Origin of the sequence: Bdellovibrio sp. HCB337 (assembly GCF_047302465.1) — a bacterium.
Taxonomy (GTDB): domain Bacteria; phylum Bdellovibrionota; class Bdellovibrionia; order Bdellovibrionales; family Bdellovibrionaceae; genus JACMRP01.
Genome location: NZ_CP178621.1, coordinates 2,052,127 through 2,068,856, shown reverse-complemented (window position 1 = coordinate 2,068,856; position 16,730 = coordinate 2,052,127). Strand labels below are relative to the sequence as shown.

Here is a 16,730-nt window from a genome sequence, read left to right as displayed (position 1 = left end):
TCTTAAACTGAGAGCCTAAGAGCGTTCGCCTTTAGTCGTCGAGCTATATAGACGATAATAAAGGAATGGGGATACCAAATACTCTTCTTGTACGCGCTGTTTTGTGTGTCTGTTTCATATTCATTTTTGCACGCCCAGCTTTGGCCGCAGAAGCCAATATGTCACGTGCCGATCAATTGCAAATTGCGAAACGCCTTTTTGAGCGCATCACAGGATTAAAAGTTCCTGCCAATGATGTACGCGTTCGCGATATGGCTCAGCACTTAGCTGGTGGCCAAAAGATGATGGCGATTTCTATTGCCTTGAATGACCCTGCATTCACAAACATCAGAGCCCGCAACTTCGCTTTGCGCCTTTCCAATAAGTCACAATCTGTGAATGTCGATTTCAACGATACGAGTGCTCTTATTACGGGGGTTATTCGCGACAATTTGGATTTCCGTAATGTTTTAACGTCGGCTTATTACTATGACCTTAAGACGGGAGGTCTTTACGGAAATATCTATCAGCTGCAGGCTGGAAATCCACTTTTAGAAGGCGACACGCGGATGTTGAGCCTCCACACAGACCTGATTCAGGTTGCAGGACCTTCGATTCTAACGTCTTACAACTCGGGCCTAATCACGACCATCAATGGTAATGCAGCTCTCTCCGTGGCCCAAAAATCGACAGATATCAATTCAAAGGCTATCACATACACCGCAAACCCCGATCCTGCAGGAATCCTAACGACGCGTGGTTTTGCATCTACTCAGTATTCTAGCGGCAGCAATCGTCGCCCCGTCGAGTTCTTGGTTAAAAACTTTCTCTGTAGCTCAATGGCAGAAATTGGTAATAGCCAAGCGTCAGATGCTTATGTCGGAAAAGACATCGATCGTTTCGTGGGTGGGAATCATAATAATTATATTCAGAACTGCAAAAGTTGCCACACTGTTATGGATGGAATGCGCGGAGCTTTTGCAAAGGTTGATTATGCACAACACACCGGGGATCAAATCGGTCTGGGCACCTTGGCGCATGGAAGTAACGCTACTCAAAATAAAACTCGTCGCGACCTTTGGTTAAGAGAATACTTCAACGCCGAACTTCTTGAAGACGAGCTTCCTACGAAGCTAGATACTGCGGTCTATGTCACCAACATGAGAGCTGCAAATTTGATGGATTATACCTTTGCGACTAGCAAAGTGATGACTGGAAAGTTAGCTACACTCGCCGAGCGTCGTGAAGAAATGGCCTATACAGAACAGCTATCTTTGGTTGCACCCTATGAGTTGACCGAGGTTTACAATCTATTTGCAAAGACCTTTACGGGCGATAAGAGTACTGTTTTGGCAGCTGTCACTGCTGGCAAATTGAGTGCGTCCTATACTGCAGGAACTCCTCTTGCGCAGTTCTTGGTGTTTATCGATTCGCAAATTCCTGCGACCTGGCCAGTTTGGAAGAAGACCGCCTACAAAACGACGATACTAAACGCTCGTGCCGCGCAAGTAGCAATAGTTCCAAAGGCTAAAGAAGTGCACCGTGTACTTAAGGGTTGGTCGCATTTCCTAGTTTTTTCAGAGCTTTCAAAACATCCAGAACTTAAAAGCCTGATCCTAAAAGACGCAACAAAAGTTTTTTCTGCGACAAATACAAATGCAGCTTGGCTGCCCTTGGAACAAAGTCTTGCTTACTTTGTACAAATGGGAAATTACACGTTCTCTCAGACTTTGGCTGAGGTTGCAGTTATTTCTAAAACTCAGCTGGATGCAATATTAGCCAATAAGACGGATGCGACAAATCTTAAAAATTACGGCGAAAAATGTATGAGTTCAGCAAACATCAACACATTCCTAACGTGCGAGTTTGAATACAATAAAGATAAGTCTTTCATTGGACAGTTGATTATTCAGAAGATCACGACCAACGGTGCCCCGGCTGACTTCATTAAAGCCGTATCTGCCCATATTAAAAATGTTCATATTGGGCTAAACAACAGCGCTTCCGTATCCCGTCGTATAGGTTGGATCCGCTATCTAACTTCGGTAAATCAGTTCATGTATTTTGGGGGATCTAACTTTGATCTCGATTCGGGCGTTGCGAATAAAATGAATAGCGGCAAGTTCGAAGAGGGTTATCGCATGGCTGATGACTCGTTTGTGAACTTAGCAGCTGAAAGCTATGGTTGGAGAGGTCCTTACAAATCTGGTGGTCGGGGACTTAGCCAGTTTGGGCAAATGTTTGCAGATTCGCGCGCGTTTAGCAGCTGTATGACTCAACAGATTTTTAAAAGCATTTGCTACAAAGACTTACGCGAAAAACCGTTTGATTTAAGTCTGTGGTCCGCACGTTTTGAAAGCTTGGGCTATAAAGTCCGCGATCTTATTGGCGAGATGGCGGCAAGTCCTCAGTGTGGAATTTTACCGGAGGGCCAATGATGAGTCTCGCTGGTAAAATAAAATCTATCGGCATCTTGGTCGTAGGCATTGGTCTTTGCGGAGTGTTTTTTAATAACTGCGCAGGCTCTTTTGGCGAAATCGAGAGCAGCAGTCTTTCGTCGTTCTGCAGTCCAACTTGTCACCCAGAAACAGCCAATATTGAAGGTGAAAATATCGATATCCGTCAAACGACAGAAAGTTACATGTCGCTTTTAAACATGTCCAAAGCAGATTTTGCCGGTACAGATTTTACAGAAGTGATGAATGAACAAAAACGCCGTCGTTCACTTTTGCCACAGGACCGCAACAGCGCTTTAGTAAACTCTGTTGGTGTTCTTAGCCAGAGCTCTTTGGCCGGTGAAATTTGCCGGGTATTTGTAAGTAAAAAAGCTGCAACTTCGACTTTATTTACGGGTGTTGATTTGCAGAAAACACCATCAGAGACTGCAGAGGCTGCGTGGCTCGCAACTTATGATCGCATGGCAGAGCAAATCTGGGGTCGGGCTTTAAGACCTGAAGAGCGCGCTGCAGTTTCAGAGTTTATTAAAGCGTCTATCACCGAGACTGCCGATAGCGTGAACTTAAATAAAACGTCTGGGACCCAAAATCTAGAGTCAGCAAACTTAGCTATTATGATGTGTACAACCGTTTTGTCGGCACCTGAAGCGACCTTCTTATAAAAAAGGACAGTGGGGGATTATGAAGAAGGAAAAACGAGAGTTTATAGAAAAGCACAAAACGAATCCTGAAGCTTTAACTGGGTTCACACGTCGTGAGCTTCTTGAGGCGGGTGCGATCACGTTGTTTTCTCGTCTTTTGGTTCCAAGCTCGGTTGCGACTTTATCCCAGGCATTATTTAGCTCTGAGTCCCATGCTCAAACGATGATGGCTCAAGTTCCTATGATCACTTTTAATCTTGCCGGCGGAGCTTCCATTCACGGAAACATCGTTGCCAAAGACAAAGGCGGGTTGCTGTTGCCCTCTTACGATAAATTAGGACTTGGCAAAGCTCCCGAGATTGAAAACTATTTGGGACTTCCATTTGATAAAAGATCTCGCCTTTTAGAAGGACTTAAATCCGTACTTAGCCCCGCGGCAGCAGCTCGTACCAAAGGTCTTGTGCTTTGTACCAATACTAATATCGATACAAATGGTGTAGTTCCTTTGCGCCCCCAATATGATATTTCAGCAGCGATTGAAAGCGCGGGCCTTCGTGGAAAATACTTTTCAGATTTACAACTAAACACCTCTTTAGGTTCACTGCGCTCTTTCCATGAAAACGATCCAGTAAGCCGTCTCGAGATCAAATCTAGAGAAGAAGTTTTAGACTCTTTATCTTTAACGGCGGTTTATGCGTCTGCCGTCAGCGCAGCGGATACCACACCGCGCTTTTCAAAAACGCAAAAATCCAGAATGGCCAATTTAATTGGGAAAATCGCTGAACAACAGTTTTCAAAACAGAGTTCTGATAAATATCAAGCCAGTGGCGGACCTATTACTCAGGCTACAAAGCAGCTTGAAGATATCGTCGGTGGTAATGTCAGTGGTCGAGATTTGGTAGATCCTTTTAAATCGTCACCGGCAACAACGGTTTTTGATCTGGGAAACAAACCAACAGTAGAAACTCAAACAATTGCATCTATCTGCCATTGCAGTTTGATGGGGTATGCCTCCCATGGTCTTATTGTGCTAGGTAATTATGATTATCATGCGCCACTAAGTCGGATTCAATCAGATCAAAAAGACTTTGAAGCCGGAAAACGCCTTGGTCAGATATTTCAACTTGCTCATGTGATGCAAAAACCATTGTTTGTGTTTGTTGCAACAGATGGCTCTAATTACTCGGAGATTTCTGATACAAATCTTTCAGGTTGGTCCGGCGACACAACGACTTCTATGCAATTGCTGCTATCTTATCACCCGACGGCAACGATCGAGAGTGTAAAATCTCAGGTGGGTGCATATCTTCCTGATCAAAGCGTGGATAAAAACACTTTAGTCGGTGATCGCTCTGACTATGTCGCTTCAGCTGTGATTGCTAATTACCTTTCAATGAATGATATGCTTCCGCAGTTTGCATCTATCGCACCTGCCACTATTACGACCGCACGCCTTTCAGAGGTTATTGGCTTGAGAAAGAAGGCGGCATAAGATGAAGCGGGGGATTTTAGTTTTATCTTTATTAAGCCTAGCCGGCGTCGTTTTATTTCAAAACTGCGGACGCATTAATATGGATGCCAATGGTTTTGAAGTTCCAGAAGTGTCTTTAGATATGAACTCTGAGGCCTTTTCAACCGGTGATATTTGCGAAGATGAACTTTTAAATGAGTTTCTGCGCCCCCAAGGTTACTATGAATTCTTAAAAGACGTTAAAAGATGTGGAAACTGCCATGATGGATCGACTCCGGGTGCGCCTCCATTTGTTCACGACAACAAACTGATGGCGTGGGATGCTTTCTATCAAAAAGAACTCTCGGGCACTCAGGAAGTTAGCACCAGAGCGGTGAGTGCACATCAACCTGGCTTTACAGGCTCTCAGAACGCCCCTTACATCGAAGACTTAAAACGCCAAATGGAACTTGTGAAGCCTAAGTATAACTCCTGTAAAGGAATCCCAGAGGTCGTTGCAAAATCATTAACAACCCCGACTTTGGCTATGGATTTCTTGGCTGATGTAGGAACACCTTTGGTGGCCGCTGAAACAGCTTTTACCCGTACTGAAGCTGCGACTTATTTTGAAGCTGGCAAATATGTGACTCAAACTTTCACATTAAATCCGTATCAACGCATTATTTATGATGAAAAAACAAATCGCTGGAAAGTTTTCCAACTTAAAAAGTTTGTGAACCCGACTTTAACGGCGGAAGAAACTGCACATACGCGTGTTGAAACCTATGGGACACAAAAATTCACATTAAATCCTTATCAACGTGTGGTCACCAACGCCACAACGAAGGTTCCCGAAGTTGCTGAGCTTTCTCGTTCGGTCGAGAAAAAGTTCAATTTAAGATCGGGGATTTACACTCCAGAAAAAGTCGGGGACGAGCCTTATTTGGAATTCTCTGCTGAGATTTACAGAGGCCACGAGGTGACCCCTGTTAAAAAGACTTTTGCTATTACCGAAGCGCCAGGAAAAGTCGTCAATGTCACCCGCATCACCGGCTATACTCAAGTCTTGGATAATTATATCGTGGTTCGAAAGCCATCATTCAAAATGAGCCAGGCTGTTACTAATACGGCGTATTCCATTAAGGGTATGTCGATCCTTGTGAATGCTAATTTGCGTGCCGAGGCCACGGTTTACAGCATTTTAGATGGCAATATCTGTGATACGACAAAAATAACTCTGATGAATCAGAACAACTCGCAGATCATGGTCTTTAATTCGATTTTGGCGACCGATAAATTGAGTTTTAAATTTAATGATCTGAACGCCATCGCAAAAACCGCGAATTTAATTTGTTCTTCAAACAATACGACGGCTCCAGTTGTGAATATTCCAGCCTCTGTGACATATACTCAATTAACAGGCACCACAGATTTAGGGGTCTTTAGATCGCAATGTTTGACCTGCCATAATTCCATAGATCAACGCGGAGGCTTGGATTTATCAAATTATGACGCCGCAAAGGCTAGGGTTAGCAAGATCGTGGATCGAATGAATGATGCTGGCGCGCCGATGCCTCAATCAGGCTTGTTAGATACTAGGTCCCGTGAATTAGTCCGTAAATGGATGAGCCTGGGGGCTCCAAAATAACTCTTCTTTTAGCTCTAGGGCATTCTTGTTAAGTGCTGGACCATATTCATGATCGCAGTCATTTGCCTGCTAGATCGAAAGGCATAATCATTACCCGTATATCCAAACCAATCCCAACATCCGTTTGGATTCATCAAACTCACACGGGCGGCTGGGTATAAAACCACAATTTTATTTCTATCAGCCCACTCATTATAACCAGAGCCCCAAACAAACGCGTCGCCAACTGCTGAAGGACTCTGACGACACCCATGAAGTGCAATGTGAAGGCGACAATGAGATCCTTTTGCACGACAAGTTTTAGGAATATAAATATGTCCTTGAGTTGCCATCAAAGCCAATGGATTTGCAAACTCGATTTGATCCATGACCAGCAAATTTTCTGAGTTTGATTCTTCAGAGGCCGCCTTTAAAGGTCCATAGAAAGTCTCGAGAATCTCTTTAGCGCCGTGATAATCGCAATGATTCAACCAAGGCGCCGCACTTTCTGAGCACTTATTTTTCCCCTTATTTGACGGAAAACCATGTCCCATTTCCAATCCAAATTCCGTACGGGGAGTTGCATGAAACTTTTGATAAAACTCTTCAAGTTTTCGCCCTGCGATTGGTAAAACCGTTTCGTCATCGGTTCCATTTAAAATAAACACCCGCTGTTGGGCTAGATTAGCAGGGTCGTCGATAAGTTTTTTACCGTAAGCAGCTTGAGTCAAATCAGCGAATTGCTGAGGCTCAATAACTGCGGGGTTTTTCATGCAGATATTGATAGCAAGCGCAGGGATTCCACCAGAACATCCATAGATGCCACCAGCGATGGCCGCGATACCTTTAATTTGACTCGAAAAAGCGACGCCTAATTGAACGGCCATAAAAGCCCCTGAAGAAATCCCTGAAACTGTCACAGAGTCCTTATCCAGGTTCAGATATGGGAGCTTTTCCGTTGAATGTGCACTAAGCCCTAAAGACATTGAAATAACGAAGCTAAAACAGGCTAATATAAGGTGCACAAGACCCCCAAATATGCAATTTCAGGGTATATTCCTGTATATAGACCAAAGTATCAACCACATACCTAATGTTACATAATATAACTTATCAGAAGATATGATTCTAGGGCCTTTCCGCTATTCTGTACGTATAAACCCACTCTTTAAAGAGTTCATTAATGTGAAACCTCAGCCTTTTGGGGTTCAAATACATGGTTTATACCAGGCGCAATCTATTGAATGTTTCTCCTTTTCCTACAAAAGTCTGTGGTTAGCTTTGTGATTCACAGAAAGGATCATCTATGAAATCGCTTCTAGTATTTGCTATGACTTTATCAGGTGCATTTGCCCAGGCTTCTGATGGTATTTCGGCATTCAATTTGGAATCTATTTTTAGCCAATCTCAAACAGAGGTTTTAAATGCTTCCGAAACCCAGGATATTTCTGCATCTAGCGACACAAGATTTAATACCATTTTAAGTTGGTATAAAGCTGGCGAATCTGTGACCTTTGCAGAGATTAAAGGTTTCCATGCCGGCCGTTGTTTTAAACGCAATGCTCAGAATCAGCCGATTGGTGCAATGTTTGGGTACTATCAAGAAGAAGCTTCTGACGATGCAGGACCTGGCTTTGTAGAGAGAAATCCTGCAAAAATTAACGGTCTTATGATTATGAATAACGCTCTTCCAGCGGATTACTTTGATAATGACGACAAGTTCGCAGATAACAAATCACAATTTGAAAGACTTGTAAGTCCACTGTTAAAACATCTTTCTAATTACGTAGATTATCCGACGCTTTCATACACTAATGATTGGGAAACTAATGGTAACCCTGACGAACGTCATGAGTTTAAGACTTACCAAAACTATATCATCGAAAAATGGACCGCAGCTTTTCCGCAAAAATATGCTGATATGGGACGCTTAAATCCTGGTGATGTTATGTACATGTGTTATTACTTTAAGAAACTAGGCGAGTAGTCACACTACCCGTTTAAATAAAAAAGCCCGTCTTTAGAACGGGCTTTTTTTATGCCTTTCAAACTACGAATTACAGGCAACATCTAAACTGATAGTTCGTATTAAAGCCTGTGTCGTTCGTAACACTGACGCTTGAGTTGTTACAACTCATGTCTTCCATGCCGATAGTCCAATGCAGACCACTCACGGTATTTCCAGAAGCACAGAATTGCGCATACTGAACTTTGCTACAAAGTTTAAGGCCTCTATCATTACAGATGTTCATGGCTCCAGTGTAAGTATTAACTCCCATACTTGAACTATCGATACAGAAAGCTCCAGGGCCTTTACCCACTGGGACCAAACCACCAGTACATGCTCTGAATGGCACTGGGACTGGAATGTTAGTTTGCGATTTCGAAGTACTAGTCTCATCGACATAAGCTTCGCCAGGAACCGCAGAAACACCACCCGTATTGCCTTCAACGGTGAACGAGCTATTTCCAGAAGCTTCAAAGAGCTTTTGATAGTTCGCAATATCTAATGTTGGATTATTCATGCCGCCTTCAAAGATGAATCGGCTGCCATTTTTAAGACGAATAGCTACGTTACCAACGTTGCCAGAATTTCCCGTCATCGAGAACGTTTGCGAGACCGAGAACGGATTGAATTTAAAAATCGAATTATCAGTGATCTCTAGACCTGCAGAGCCTGAACCTTCAGGTCCACCGATCTCAAAATAACCTTGAGATTGCATGTACGAGTTGCCGCGCACCGCTACATACGGACGACCTGCGCCTGAGTTTGCTCTGAAGCTTCCGTAAAGAAGGCACTTTGCGCCGCTCTCACAGATCAAACCTTGGCCAGAAATATTCATAAGCTCCAAATATCCGCTGGAAGTAAGAGATCCACCACGAACATTAATTGCAGAAGCATTTGAGTTATTACCCATATTCACTCTTAACGTGTGTGAATTCTCGATATACAGATTTCCGCCAGGCGAAATCTCAATACCCGTTAAGTAATTACTTGCGAAAGAAATGATGTCAGACATCCCGCCTTCAAGGCCCAACTCCCCTTGACTAATGCTGATACCGCGATTGTTTAGCGAGCTTCCAATATTGATATTTAGTCCTGATTCGGTATGCATCGACGCTTGGAAGATTTCAATCCCGCGGCTGCCGTCAGAGCCACCCAAGTTTGCAACAGAAATTTGCAATGCACTTGGTCCTTGATGCACGACTTGTGCTCCGCCACTGGCGCGGATTGCAGTCGCGTTGTCATTCATAGAAATGTTTTCAAGCAATACAAGACCGCCATTGACGCTTAAGCCTTCTTCGCGAAACCCATCGATGTTGAGGTTTTTCAAATAAACACCACGGCTTAATGGTCCAACAACAAGTCCCACGGACCCAGTATAGCCGTTACCATAAAGCGTTTTGTAAGTGCCGCCCATACCTTCAATTTTAAGGAAAGGGCCCATGACAGGATCCGTTGCAGCGACCGCTTTGTTGATCATCGCCATAGTTTGATTCGATCCCGGCAAACCTAGAGATTCTACATAGATCGTGACATTGTGTTTAATGATGTCAGGAACTTTATCAAGAGCCCCTTGCAGAGTTCTTGCCGCGCAGTTTGGCGCCATTCCAGATGGCTGATTGAATTGGCCGTTACAGGTGGCATCGTCACCAGTTGGAGTGACATAGAATATCATTACTGCCGTCGTCATTTTCACCATGTCGGCGATCTTGATGTCTTGGCACTGATAAGCATCAGCAATTGAAACCCAAACCATTGTTTGCTGATTCGTACAACCTGTTGGGAACTGAGGACCAAAACCACCCGCACTGCTGCGAAGGTCTGTGACATTCAAATGAGTGTCAAGCCAAGCAGAACCGTCCCATTTGTAAAACGGAAATCCACTTGATGGGTTTGACAAAGAAATAGTAGGACTTGAAACCGATCCACTTGTCGCTATTGGATAAGCCCCCGAAATAGATGTGACACTACCTGTGGCCATATTCACCCAAGTCAAATTTCCCGAGCCATCAGATTTCATAATTTGATCGGTTGCCGGAGCTGCCGAAGGTAACCGAAGCTGATAGTTTGCAGCACCTGAAGGTGGCAACATCGTGACTGTGCCAACGCCTTTTGCAACGAAACCTTGAGCTGTTGCATATCCTGAACCATCTAGCGAAAGAATCGTATCAACAGAGCCAACAGTGGTCTTTTTGATTGTCACCGCACCAGTATTACTTACCGTATTGATGTCACCACTTAAAGCGAAGGCTTCAGCGCCCCCTGATGCATTACCCACCCAAAATTTTGTAGGAGCTAATGCAGAGCTCATACCACCAGCTGCTGGAGTTACCCACGAAAGAAATCCGGCGCCATCAGTTTGTAAAACCTGACTCGGAGTTCCCGGGGTTGTTGGCAAAGTTAAAGTATAGTTTGCAAAGCTTGCTGGTGCTCTGATGGAAAGCTGATTACCGCCATATGTTGGGTTCACATCAAAGCCCGTCGAGCGTGTCACACCAGAAACATCGAGTTTCGTCGCAGGTGTGGTTGTACCGATACCTACGTTGCTATTTTGAATGCGCATTGCTTCTGTGTATGCAGTGCTTGCCGTACTGTGACCAAAGACCATGGATGGAGCCCACGCCGCTGCCCCTGAACTCGATACAGTTCCGATATAGGCGTGCTGATCATTGCCAACTGAATTAGTGGCGATCATTCTGTAGTAAGATGCGCCACCATTCAAACCTTGATAATTTTCAACAGTGACATGTGTAGCACTGGTGGGCGTCTTGTTTGACCCAGAGGAGGAAGTATAAGGCGTACCGTCCGCCGCGCTCGCAAACATGCCCCCGGTATTCGCAACGCCGAGTGCATTTAACTGCAAAATCTTACTTGCTTCAGCTGTTTGAGTTTTATTAACAGTCAAAACACCCGTATTAGAAATCGTTGCATCGCCCGACATTGCGCGCGCTTGAGCTTTGCCGGAATTATTACCAATCCAGATGCTAGAATCAGCTAATGAGCTAGTTTGTTTTGCCGTCATTGCAACGTAATCAGCGTTACTAATAAGACCGGCAGTGACCGTGCCGGAGGCACTAGCCATTGGGATATTCAAGGTATGACCATCGCTCACAGAGCTAAATGATGGCGCATCGCCTGAGGTACCAATTCCAAAAGTCTGAGTACTAGAAGTCAAGCCATTGAGGCTAGTTATACCGGCACCCGCCACACCAAGAGTTCTTACTAAAGTGCCATCGTGGAATTTGATATTCGAGCCATCAAACCACATTTGACCGGCCACAGATCCGCTTGTCCCGTTGTTAGAAAGTTTGAAGTACTTGTTCGCAGACATTGAAATATCACCCGCGTTACTAATCGCCTGCGAATTCATATCGATTGCGCCAGACATCATGCCACCAGCAAGTGGGAGCTTTGATGCATCATTCACCGCAGCTGAGGAGACCGCCGTCAAACGACCTTTAGCATCGTAGGTAATAACAGGTACATAACCAGAAGTTCCAACTGGACCACCAGCTGTGATCGTTGAAGCCAGAGTTAATGCGCCCGTGTTAGAGAGATTTGCATCCCCGCTTACTGAGACCTCGGTAGCGCCACTGGCATTACCGACAAAGATTTTACCATCACCCAAAGTCAGTGAAGAGCCGACATTATCAGCACCCATCACCCATTTGGCGCCGTCGTATTTTAAAACCTTACCGCTTGCAATCCCCGTGTCATCGACAGCTTTTCCTTTAATCGCATTTACAGAAAGCGTGTTGTAGTTACCAGACACATCCCCCGCAAAAGTTGTTGTCAGTGGCAACATGTTGGATGCAATGCCATCCACATAACCTTTGCTTGCAGCCTCGCCCGAACTAATAGGGCTTGAGCTTAGGGTACCATTCAATAAGTTTTGCAAGATCGTCACCTTCGCATCGTTCAGCGCTGCAATGCTTGCAGTCCCATCGGTGCGAAGAATTTTAGAACTGTCGTAGTTTCCGACTTTATCAGCATTGCCTGCGTTGATCGCAAACGGAGCTGATGAAAGTTCAATCGCTGGTGTTAGATCAGAGCCATTGACGTTGATCACCAATCGACGACTCTCAGAGCTTGTCGCTACATAACCTGCCGTACAGTTGGCAGTTCCGGTGCCACGAATAGTTCCAGAGGACGCAAAAACACTGCCCATGGTAAGACCTGGGTCATTTGCAGTTCTTTTGATGTTTGCAATAGCAGAACCCACACGAATACTGAAAGAACCATCAGTAGCTGGGGTAACAATTTGTCCTTCTTCGTAAAGAAGACAACCTTGAGCTGGATCGTAGATTTTTAGGACGAGAGTTGCAGAAGTTGTAATAGGGCCCGAAGTGTCTTCAAGAACACCTTCATAGACAAAACTATCTGGAGCTGCATGCGCCGTACTAGCTGCAAGTGCCACCCCCATTACAAGACTCAGAAGATACGTACAGTGTTTTTGTAAGCTCATCCCTGTCTCTCCCTATTGAAAGGAAATCTTTCCTTTGATTTTGTAACTGCCACCGCTTAATTGGCTTTGTCCTTCAATGGAACTTACGCGGCCTTTGATTTTATAAACTCCGTCAGTCACTACTTCCGTGGGTGATAAATTCGTGGAGCTTGCGGATCCTGGTGGAGTGTTAAGACCCAGGCTTGGATTGATCAAAAAATCCACCTGAGGCTTGGCGTCTCCACACGCAGCCACGTTTACGACAATTAACAATAGAATCACCCATTTGCAGATATTCGACATACACTCTCTATTTCGGCGTTTTTCGGCAAAACCTTCAGCAAATCAGCCTGTTAGGTCCAAAATAAGACGAGAAACGTACCCTAAAAACAAATGGAGCATTGACTAGTCCCCGGTCCCAATGTCTAGAATTGAAACATAGAGGGGGTTCTATGAAATTGTTCGCAGCATTGATTTTGCTTCTAGGTGTCTCTACTCAAGTATCAGCAGCTCCAAGTTCTTGCTTAGACAAGTATGAAGCGCTCGACAACACCATGATCCAGTCCATTCCGGGACACGACTGTATGGTGACTGTTTCTCCAAGAAGTCCAAATGGGATGACTTACAGAAGTTTCCTATTTGATTCGACCGGTCTCTTTATGATTTTTAACTCTCTTGGCAATGGTCCAGACAACGAAGACACTGGCGCTCGCGAGTTCTTCATGTTTCCTCGTCTGAATGACACTGTGACATACTCTTATGATCCATCTGCAAAACGTTTGAGTGTGCAAACTCCAAGTGGAAAGGTTTTTGTCTTCAACACAGAAAAAGCCATCCTAGTGAGCATTTCAGACACAACGTTCACAATGGATTACGATGTGACTCGCACAAATAAAGGCGGAGTTGAAATCACTAAAAACAACGGCCTCTATTTGGACATTGGTTATCAGGCCGGCCAAAGCCCAAGCCAAAATCCTAAAAGACGTATCACTTTCCGTGACGCTCAAAACAACGCGTGCACAGTCGTAAACGGGGATGTGTTCAAATACAGCGCTGACGGCGACGTCGACTTTAAGCACACGGATGCTCAACTCAAGAGTTTCCTCTCTAGAAAATGCCCGAGATTAAAACTGTAACCCGTAGTATTCTCACATTTTTTCTTCAAAAAGCCCCGAACTCGGGGTTTTTTTGTATGTAAGACTTTCAGTGCGGCAGTTTTGCCGCACTTTGCGGCAAAATTACTGGCTGTTATTGGAAGCCTAGTGTTAAAACCCGCTCATGTTGATTGAGCATTTACAAAAAATCTTTGCTGAACGAAGCCGCAAGAATCCTAAATATTCTTTGCGTGCCTTCGCAAACTCGCTGGATCTGGATTCTTCGACTTTGTCGGCGATCCTCCGCGGGAAGCGCCCGTTGACATCTAAGATGGCAATGAAGCTCATTGATCGCCTTGAAATCGAAGATCCGCTTCAGATGCAATTGTTATTGATGGGCACGATTGGTGGCCAAGATGCCGCGCAAAAAATCGACTATGCAGAGTTTGATATGGCCAGTGCCGAGGTCGTGGGTTCTTGGGAGCATTTCGCAATCCTGTCGGTCCTGGAACTTTCAAAAACAAAGTCAGACACGAAGTCGATCGCAAAACGTCTGAATATTCCTATGGGCGTTGCGATGGAAGCTCTTTACCGTATGGAGAAGCTAGGCCTTATCCAAAAGAGTGATACGTCCTGGAAACTCACAGGCAAGAACATGTCCACCCCGACCAATATTCCGAATACACGTTTACGCGCAGCTCATCGCCAACACATTGAACGCGCCTTAGAGTCCCTCGAGAAGGATTCTGTGCAAAGCCGTGATATCACGGGAATTACTATGGCGATTAACTCTAAAAAACTGACCGAGGCTAAAAACTTAATCCAGGACTTCCGTCGCCGTTTGTCTGCTTTCTTGGAAGCTGGCGATCGCGACTCGGTTTACCGCCTCAACGTACAACTTTTTCCACTCACTCAGGAGAATCCTAAATGAAGAAGATTTTAGTTCTGATTCAATTTCTCTTTGTGACTCCAGCCTTTGCAGTCGAAGGCTGGGATCACGGTAACGCCGGAGATTCCTACGCCGCAGAATTCGTAATGACGGCAAAGGACCTGGTACTACGCCTTAAAACTTTGCCTTCGACAGAGTTGCGCGATGTGAATCTTGCGCTGTTGATCGGTGCAATCGAAACAACGACGGTACGTACAGAAGATCAGTTGATTTATAAAGGCCGCGAAGTCGAAGCGGTCAACGATCCAGATCAAAAACTCATCGTACTTAATCGCAGCATCTGGAGAACTCGTCGTTCTGAAAGCAACACCATTGCTCGTTATACTTTCGTACTTCACGAGTACCTAGGCATTATGCGCGTCAGTGATGAACAATACAAAGTTTCAGGACCTTTGGTAGCACTCTTAGATCTTAAAAACTACAACCCGGCAATTTGGTGGAATCCGCTAAACCCAGTGAATTACATCAGCATGAATATGATTTACTCAAGCGGCAGCTGTAAAATCGAGGGTTTAAAGTTTGATCTTCAGAAAACGGAAGAAGTTCTGGTCGCTGAAACCACGGGCGATTGCGGTGATGACTATCGCAAAGTCGTGGTAGCAAAAAGCGCAGGGACGGCTCCCCCATCGTCAAATGCTCGGGGAACCTTCCATCGCTTTCAACTTGCGATCTTTGATACAAATGGCACAAACATCTCACAACTGACTTATGAGCCTGAATGGGGGCGTTGTCTCGGCCCTCAAGAGGGGGCGTGCGCCTCTTCCGGGAAGCTGCTTTTAGGCGGCATCGAGTTTGTGTTTTTATTGAGACCTTAATTTTAATTTTTATGAATATGGAGAATTTTATGATGAAACTCAAAGCGGCACTTGTACTTACCCTATCTCTTGGCGCTCAATCCGCACTGGCTTATGTAAATTGCGCTGGCGAAACCTTCTCGGGGAAAATCGTCGAGGTCAGCATCAACACCGTGGGCTCGATGGCCTTTCCTAAAAGTGGCGCAGTTCGCTTTACGGATATCTCGACCGGTGAAAAACAAGCTTTTGCTTTGAAACAAAACGAGATCGTACAGTTTTTCGAAAATGCAGATCCCAACAATGCGATGGTGGGTCTAGCTGCATATTCTGAATTGAATAATCCTATTTGGATCAAGTATGTCGGTAAAAACTATGATGGAGATCTTTTAGAAATCCTTCGCGATCCAAACCGCGTAAAACAACAAGGCAACGAAATGCGCGTATGGAAAGGGCCAGGCTATGGTCCAAACGAACAATACCAATTTATGGATGTTGTTTGCTCAGTCGTTATCGATGTTTAAAAAGTTATTTAAAAACTAATAAGGAGATTTTATGAAAAAAATGATTTTTGCTCTGAGTTTAATTTTAGGTTCACAAGCCTTTGCAGCTGACCAGTTCAACTTCCACAATCTTGGGTTTTCTCCAGCAGGTTATACTTTTGCTTTCGCACAAAGCGCTGTTCAGGACGGCTCTGGATTTCCGGTAGCCCAAGTTCATATCGTAAACGTAGCTAAAAATACGATTGTTGCTACTGAAAAAGTCATGATTCAAGATGAGTCCTCTTACGACGCTCAAGACGCTTTGAACTTGGCTATCAAAAACTCCAAATCAAAGTTTAAAAAATTCGCGATTACTCCAAACACAAACCGCGGTCAGATTATTGCTTTTGAGCAACTTTCAGAACAAAACGGTGTGTTTTTAGTGAACGGTAAAAAGTTCGAACTGAATCTTGCAGAAAAAGACGCTGGAAACACGAACCCAGACGACTACTGGTGCAATGATTATGGCAGCAAAATGATGAAGCTCACCCTTTCTCAGCTTGATAAAGGTCAAGAGAAGACCATAGTTCTTCAAGAAGATCAAAAACAACCAAAGTCACGTTACTGCAGTTTTAACTACACGATTGCAAATGCGATCCGTTTGGGTAAAAGCCTTGTAGTTGTTTTGTCTTACCAAACTCCAGGATTTGAAGGTCCAAACTCTGAATACATGGTTGTGACTGGAAATCTTCCTTAAGATTCCAAACCTGATTAAGTCATAAACTAAAAAGCCCCGATCTTCGGGGCTTTTT

The 16,730-nt window shown here is 44.5% G+C and carries 13 protein-coding genes; 10 read left to right on the top strand and 3 right to left on the bottom strand.

The window, feature by feature from the left end:
- Positions 1-65 precede the first annotated feature (65 nt).
- From ACLWBB_RS09985 to ACLWBB_RS09970, 4 genes are read left to right on the top strand one after another with little or no spacing between them, the layout of a single operon-like run.
- Positions 66-2,417, top strand: coding sequence for a hypothetical protein (locus tag ACLWBB_RS09985; protein ID WP_413291498.1), 2,352 nt, complete (start codon positions 66-68; stop codon positions 2,415-2,417).
- The gene (locus tag ACLWBB_RS09980) at positions 2,414-3,097 is read left to right on the top strand and encodes a hypothetical protein (protein ID WP_413291497.1); all 684 of its coding nucleotides are present in this window, start codon (positions 2,414-2,416) and stop codon (positions 3,095-3,097) included. Before ACLWBB_RS09985 ends, ACLWBB_RS09980 begins: the two co-directional genes overlap by 4 nt.
- Before the next feature lie 19 nt (positions 3,098-3,116).
- Entirely contained in the window at positions 3,117-4,568 is a 1,452-nt protein-coding gene (locus ACLWBB_RS09975) for a hypothetical protein (RefSeq protein ID WP_413291496.1), read from the top strand.
- 1 nt (position 4,569) lies between these two features.
- Positions 4,570-6,174, top strand: coding sequence for a hypothetical protein (locus ACLWBB_RS09970; protein ID WP_413291495.1), 1,605 nt, complete (start codon positions 4,570-4,572; stop codon positions 6,172-6,174).
- A gap of 14 nt (positions 6,175-6,188) precedes the next feature.
- On the opposite strand, the gene ACLWBB_RS09965 is transcribed toward ACLWBB_RS09970, so the two are convergent.
- A complete protein-coding gene (locus tag ACLWBB_RS09965; protein ID WP_413291494.1) occupies positions 6,189-7,040 on the bottom strand; it encodes a poly(3-hydroxybutyrate) depolymerase in 852 nt (283 codons plus the stop codon).
- A 419-nt stretch (positions 7,041-7,459) separates the two neighbouring features.
- Here ACLWBB_RS09965 and ACLWBB_RS09960 point away from each other — a divergent pair, with 419 nt between their 5' ends.
- Positions 7,460-8,140, top strand: coding sequence for a hypothetical protein (locus tag ACLWBB_RS09960; RefSeq protein WP_413291493.1), 681 nt, complete (start codon positions 7,460-7,462; stop codon positions 8,138-8,140).
- Positions 8,141-8,210: 70 nt separating this feature from the next.
- Here ACLWBB_RS09960 and ACLWBB_RS09955 read toward each other — a convergent pair whose 3' ends face one another.
- Together ACLWBB_RS09955 and ACLWBB_RS09950 are read right to left on the bottom strand one after the other, a co-directional pair.
- The gene (locus ACLWBB_RS09955) at positions 8,211-12,623 is read right to left on the bottom strand and encodes a hypothetical protein (RefSeq protein WP_413291492.1); all 4,413 of its coding nucleotides are present in this window, start codon (positions 12,621-12,623) and stop codon (positions 8,211-8,213) included.
- Positions 12,624-12,635: 12 nt separating this feature from the next.
- Entirely contained in the window at positions 12,636-12,905 is a 270-nt protein-coding gene (locus tag ACLWBB_RS09950) for a hypothetical protein (protein WP_413291491.1), read from the bottom strand.
- Positions 12,906-13,054: 149 nt separating this feature from the next.
- Here ACLWBB_RS09950 and ACLWBB_RS09945 point away from each other — a divergent pair, with 149 nt between their 5' ends.
- The 5 genes from ACLWBB_RS09945 to ACLWBB_RS09925 all read left to right on the top strand — a co-directional run bounded on the left by ACLWBB_RS09945 (position 13,055) and on the right by ACLWBB_RS09925 (position 16,675).
- The gene (locus ACLWBB_RS09945) at positions 13,055-13,738 is read left to right on the top strand and encodes a hypothetical protein (protein WP_413291490.1); all 684 of its coding nucleotides are present in this window, start codon (positions 13,055-13,057) and stop codon (positions 13,736-13,738) included.
- Positions 13,739-13,880: 142 nt separating this feature from the next.
- Positions 13,881-14,627: a TIGR02147 family protein gene (locus ACLWBB_RS09940; protein ID WP_413291489.1), complete on the top strand. Its 747-nt coding sequence runs from the start codon at positions 13,881-13,883 to the stop codon at positions 14,625-14,627.
- Positions 14,624-15,460: a hypothetical protein gene (locus ACLWBB_RS09935; RefSeq protein ID WP_413291488.1), complete on the top strand. Its 837-nt coding sequence runs from the start codon at positions 14,624-14,626 to the stop codon at positions 15,458-15,460. Before ACLWBB_RS09940 ends, ACLWBB_RS09935 begins: the two co-directional genes overlap by 4 nt.
- Before the next feature lie 29 nt (positions 15,461-15,489).
- The gene (locus ACLWBB_RS09930) at positions 15,490-15,960 is read left to right on the top strand and encodes a hypothetical protein (RefSeq protein ID WP_413291487.1); all 471 of its coding nucleotides are present in this window, start codon (positions 15,490-15,492) and stop codon (positions 15,958-15,960) included.
- A gap of 31 nt (positions 15,961-15,991) precedes the next feature.
- Complete coding sequence (locus ACLWBB_RS09925; RefSeq protein WP_413291486.1) at positions 15,992-16,675, top strand: DUF2259 domain-containing protein; 684 nt, start codon at positions 15,992-15,994, stop codon at positions 16,673-16,675.
- Positions 16,676-16,730 lie beyond the last annotated feature (55 nt).

Excerpts from the sequence above, each read along its gene's own strand:
- ACLWBB_RS09970 (WP_413291495.1), top strand. The coding sequence starts at position 4,570 with ATGAAGCGGGGGATTTTAGTTTTATCTTTATTAAGCCTAGCCGGCGTC.
- ACLWBB_RS09925 (WP_413291486.1), top strand. The coding sequence starts at position 15,992 with ATGAAAAAAATGATTTTTGCTCTGAGTTTAATTTTAGGTTCACAAGCC.
- ACLWBB_RS09950 (WP_413291491.1), bottom strand. The coding sequence starts at position 12,905 with ATGTCGAATATCTGCAAATGGGTGATTCTATTGTTAATTGTCGTAAAC.
- ACLWBB_RS09985 (WP_413291498.1), top strand. The coding sequence starts at position 66 with ATGGGGATACCAAATACTCTTCTTGTACGCGCTGTTTTGTGTGTCTGT.
- ACLWBB_RS09940 (WP_413291489.1), top strand. The coding sequence starts at position 13,881 with ATGTTGATTGAGCATTTACAAAAAATCTTTGCTGAACGAAGCCGCAAG.
- ACLWBB_RS09980 (WP_413291497.1), top strand. The coding sequence starts at position 2,414 with ATGATGAGTCTCGCTGGTAAAATAAAATCTATCGGCATCTTGGTCGTA.
- ACLWBB_RS09960 (WP_413291493.1), top strand. The coding sequence starts at position 7,460 with ATGAAATCGCTTCTAGTATTTGCTATGACTTTATCAGGTGCATTTGCC.
- ACLWBB_RS09955 (WP_413291492.1), bottom strand. The coding sequence starts at position 12,623 with ATGAGCTTACAAAAACACTGTACGTATCTTCTGAGTCTTGTAATGGGG.
- ACLWBB_RS09945 (WP_413291490.1), top strand. The coding sequence starts at position 13,055 with ATGAAATTGTTCGCAGCATTGATTTTGCTTCTAGGTGTCTCTACTCAA.
- ACLWBB_RS09930 (WP_413291487.1), top strand. The coding sequence starts at position 15,490 with ATGATGAAACTCAAAGCGGCACTTGTACTTACCCTATCTCTTGGCGCT.
- ACLWBB_RS09975 (WP_413291496.1), top strand. The coding sequence starts at position 3,117 with ATGAAGAAGGAAAAACGAGAGTTTATAGAAAAGCACAAAACGAATCCT.
- ACLWBB_RS09965 (WP_413291494.1), bottom strand. The coding sequence starts at position 7,040 with ATGGCCGTTCAATTAGGCGTCGCTTTTTCGAGTCAAATTAAAGGTATC.
- ACLWBB_RS09935 (WP_413291488.1), top strand. The coding sequence starts at position 14,624 with ATGAAGAAGATTTTAGTTCTGATTCAATTTCTCTTTGTGACTCCAGCC.